Origin of the sequence: Kribbella sp. (assembly GCF_035655035.1) — a bacterium.
In the GTDB taxonomy this organism is placed as follows: domain Bacteria; phylum Actinomycetota; class Actinomycetes; order Propionibacteriales; family Kribbellaceae; genus Kribbella.
This window is the reverse complement of sequence record NZ_DASRVN010000251.1, coordinates 1-3,917: the sequence shown is the minus strand read 5'-3', so window position 1 is coordinate 3,917 and position 3,917 is coordinate 1. Positions and strand designations below refer to the sequence as shown.

Below are 3,917 nucleotides of genomic sequence, written 5' to 3'. Positions count from 1 at the left end.
ACCGACGCGGAGCTCGCCGAGGTGTACGCCGTCTGGGGCGGGTACGCGTACGGCAAGGACCTCGACGGCGCGGAGGCCCGCGGCTCGATGGAACGCGCGTACGCCCGGATCCAGGTCGCGGCCAAGAACGCCGACACCCGCGAGCACGACATCATGGATTCCGACGACTACTTCCAGTACCACGGCGGCATGATCGCGATGGTCCGGCACCTGACCGGCGCGAACCCGAAGGCGTACGTCGGCGACTCCGCCGTACCGGCGCAGGTCCGGACCCGGACGCTGGAGGAGGAGGCCAAGCGGGTGTTCCGCGCGCGGGTGGTGAACCCGCGGTGGATGGCGGCGATGCGCCGGCACGGGTACAAGGGCGCGTTCGAGATGGCGGCCACCGTGGACTACCTGTTCGGGTATGACGCGACCGCGGGCGTGGTGGACGACTGGATGTACGAGTCGCTGACCACCGAGTACGTCGCGGACCCGGAGATGGCGGAGTTCTTCCGCAGGTCGAACCCGTGGGCCCGGCACGGCATCGCGGAACGCCTGCTGGAGGCGGCCCAGCGCGGGCTCTGGGCGGAGCCGTCGGACGAGGCGCTGGAGACCCTGCGGAACGCGGTCCTTGAGACGGAGGGTGACATCGAGGACCGCGGCTGATTGGGTTGAGGTATGCCCCTGGAGCCGCTGAGAGTCCTGATCACCAATGACGACGGATACCTCGCGCCCGGGATTCGGGCCCTCGCACCGGCGATCGCCGGGCTCGGGTACGACGTACTCGTGGTCGCGCCGCTGCTCGACGAGAGCGGCGTCGGCTCGGCCCGCGCCGGGATGGTGGACCGGCCGATCCGGACCGTGACCGAGGAGGAGCACGGGGTCACGTTCATCGGGATCGAGGGGACACCGGCGCTCGCGGTGACGCTCGGGTTCGTCGGGGCGTTCGGCCCGCCGCCGGACCTGGTGCTGTCCGGGATCAACCGCGGGCTGAACATCGGCGTGACGATCTTCCACTCCGGCACCGTCGCGGCGGCGCTGACCGCGGCCGAGCTGGGCCTGTCGGCGGTTGCCGTCAGCATCGATTCCGACGACCCGGCGTTCTGGCCCACCGCGGCGACGGTCGCCGGCGAGGCGCTCGGCTGGATCGAGGACGAACCGGCCGGGACCGTCGTCACGCTCAACGTGCCCGACCGCCCGCTGGAGCAGTTGGCCGGCGTCCGGCACGCGTCACTGGCCGTCCCGAAACGCACCCGCCTGATCGGCACGACGGCCCCGACCGGCGAGCCGATGGTCACGATCGAACGCACCAACGCCACCCCCGATCCCGGCACCGACGAGGCCTTGCTCCGTGAGGGTTTCGTCACAGTCACCCCCATCGTCGGCATCCGCGAGGTCCGGGACGACACCGCCGCCACGGCCCTCGCCAAACGCCTGACCCGATGAAGCTGTTCGTCGCCGACCACGGCGCGGCCACCGCACCGCCGCTGCTGTTCATCCACGGTCACGGCGGCGGCTACCACTTCCAGCGCTGTCAGGCCGAGCTGCTCGCCCAGGAGTTGCGGTTGATCGCGCCGGACCAGCGCGGCGTACTCCGCACCCCGCTGCCTCCCGGTGAGCCGATCACCCTGGACGCGCTGCTCGCGGACTTCGAGGAACTGCGGACGGACCTCGGGATCTCCCGGTGGGCGATCCTCGGGCACTCCGCGGGCGGGAACTACGCGGTGGAGTACGCGATCCGGTATCCGGACGTGGTGAGCGCGGTGATCTTCGACTGCCCGTGCTGGGACTTCGACGCGAACGACCGGCACCGGCTGCCGATCTTCGCCCGGCTGTACGACGAACTCGGTGACCGCGACCGGGCCGCGCGGTGCCGTGAACTCGCCGCCGTACCCCGCCGGCTGACCGCGGACGACCGCACCTACGAGCTGGCCTTCGGCCTCGGCGACCTGTTCCAGGACCTCTCCTTCCACGACCCGTCGCGGCGCACCGAGTTCTTCCAGCTAGGCGAGCAGGCCGGCTTCTCCGAGGAGCTGTGGGCCCGCGGTACCAGTCACATGGTCACCTTGCCGGAGCTCTACACCTCCAAGCTCGATCGGCTCCCGCTGATGCCGCAGCCGAGTCTGCTGATCGAGGGCGTCGACGACCTGGCCACCGACCCGACCTCCGTCGAGGCCTATCGATCGACGGTTCCACGGGGCCGGATCGCCACCTTCGAACGCTCCGGTCACTTCCCGCACTTCGAAGAAGCCGACCGGTACGCCGCCCTCGTCCGCTCCTTCGTCCTGAACAACCAGTAGCTCCGGCCCCGGGATCCTGGCGGGGTGGCCGTGTGCCATGATCGGGGCGACGGTTGTGGAGGAACACCGGTGTGAGTCCGGGGCGGTCCCGCCACTGTGACCAGGGAGACCTGGAAGCCAGGACATCCGCTTCCGTCCGTCGGGCGCTCATCTGCCGTCCGGCGTACCAGCCGTGGCGGGCGTGGACACCCGCTCGACGAAGGGACCCCCGCCGATGCGGCCTGCTTCAGTTTCCACCGGATTCCCGTTCACCGCCGTGGTCGGCATGGAGGACCTGCAGCTGGCGCTCGTGCTGGCCGCGATCTCGCCGGCGATCGGCGGCGTGCTGATCCGCGGCGAGAAAGGTACGGCGAAGTCGACCGCGGTGCGGGCGCTGACGGAGATCCTGCCGCCGGTGGACGTCGTACCCGGGTGCCGTTTCTCGTGTGATCCGGAGCGGCCGGACCCGGGTTGCCTGGACGGTCCACACGCCGGGGACGGTGAGCTTCGGGCGGCGCGGCTGGTGGAGCTGCCGGTGGGTGCGACCGAGGACCGGGTGCTCGGGTCGCTGCATCTGGAGAAGGCGCTCGCGGAGGGCGTCACGGCGTACGAACCGGGTCTGCTGGCGGCCGCGCACCGCGGGCTGCTGTACGTCGACGAGGTCAACCTGCTGCACGACCACCTGGTCGACGTACTGCTGGACGCCGCCGCGATGGGCCGCGCGACCGTGGAGCGGGACGGGGTGTCGGTCATGCATCCGGCGCGGTTCGTGCTGGTCGGCACGATGAACCCGGAGGAGGGCGAGCTGCGGCCGCAACTGCTGGACCGGTTCGGGCTGACCGTGGACGTGGTCGCCAGCCGGGACCCCGCGGTGCGCGTCGAGGTGATGCGCGCGCGGCTCGGGTACGAGGCGGATCCGGACGGGTTCGTGATCCGGTACGACGGCCCGCAGCGGGAGCTCGCCGAGCGCATCGTGAAGGCGCGCGACCTGCTGCCCGAGGTGATCCTGACCGACGCGGCACTGCGCCAGATCGCGGAGATCTGCGCGTCGTTCGACGTGGACGGGATGCGCGCCGACCTGGTCACCGCCCGCACCGCGGTCGCGCACGCCGCCTGGTCGGGTCGCACGGTCGTGGAGGTCGACGACGTCCGCGCCGCCGCCAAACTGGCCCTCCCACACCGCCGCCGCCGAAACCCCTTCGACACCCCCGGCCTGGACCAGGACCAACTGGAACAGGCCATCAACAACAGCACCCCGCCCCAGGACCCGGACGACGACCCAACCCCGGACGGCCCCGGAGGACCCGGCGGAGACGGCGGCCCCGACAGCTCAGACGGAGCAGACGGCGGCGCCGGGGCGGACAACCCGTCCGCCGAGCCGCACACCCGCGACGACGTGCAGCGGGACGCCGCGGACGGTGCCGCTCCGCACAGCGGCGACACCGAGGAGCGAGGCTCCGTGGATGGAGCTGAGCCGGCGGGTGGACGTGCGAGTAGCGGGGACGTCGCTGGTGGGGAGGCGGCTGCGCCCAGCGGGGAGGTCGTCGGGAGTTCGGCGCCGTACAAAGCGCGGCTGTTGAGCGTGCAGGCGGCTGGGGCTGGGGTGGCCGGACGGCGGGGGCGGGCTGTGACTGAGGTGGGGCGGGTTGTGGGCTG

At 71.7% G+C, this 3,917-nt stretch carries 4 protein-coding genes and 1 riboswitch; all 4 genes read left to right on the top strand.

The genetic code is table 11. From position 1 onward, the window contains the following. Positions 1–648 (top strand): cobaltochelatase subunit CobN (locus tag VFF46_RS14515; protein ID WP_325037639.1); only part of this gene is annotated, 648 nt, incomplete at its 5' end. A gap of 12 nt (positions 649–660) precedes the next feature. Then, positions 661–1,428: a 5'/3'-nucleotidase SurE gene (gene surE / locus VFF46_RS14510; RefSeq protein WP_325037638.1), complete on the top strand. Its 768-nt coding sequence runs from the start codon at positions 661–663 to the stop codon at positions 1,426–1,428. Then, positions 1,425–2,282: an alpha/beta hydrolase gene (locus VFF46_RS14505; protein ID WP_325037637.1), complete on the top strand. Its 858-nt coding sequence runs from the start codon at positions 1,425–1,427 to the stop codon at positions 2,280–2,282. Before surE ends, VFF46_RS14505 begins: the two co-directional genes overlap by 4 nt. Before the next feature lie 48 nt (positions 2,283–2,330). Beyond that, a riboswitch (adenosylcobalamin (AdoCbl) riboswitch) is annotated at positions 2,331–2,419 on the top strand. A 77-nt stretch (positions 2,420–2,496) separates the two neighbouring features. Next, positions 2,497–3,917, top strand: a 1,421-nt coding sequence (locus tag VFF46_RS14500) for an ATP-binding protein (protein ID WP_325037636.1), incomplete at its 3' end; no start/stop codon positions are given.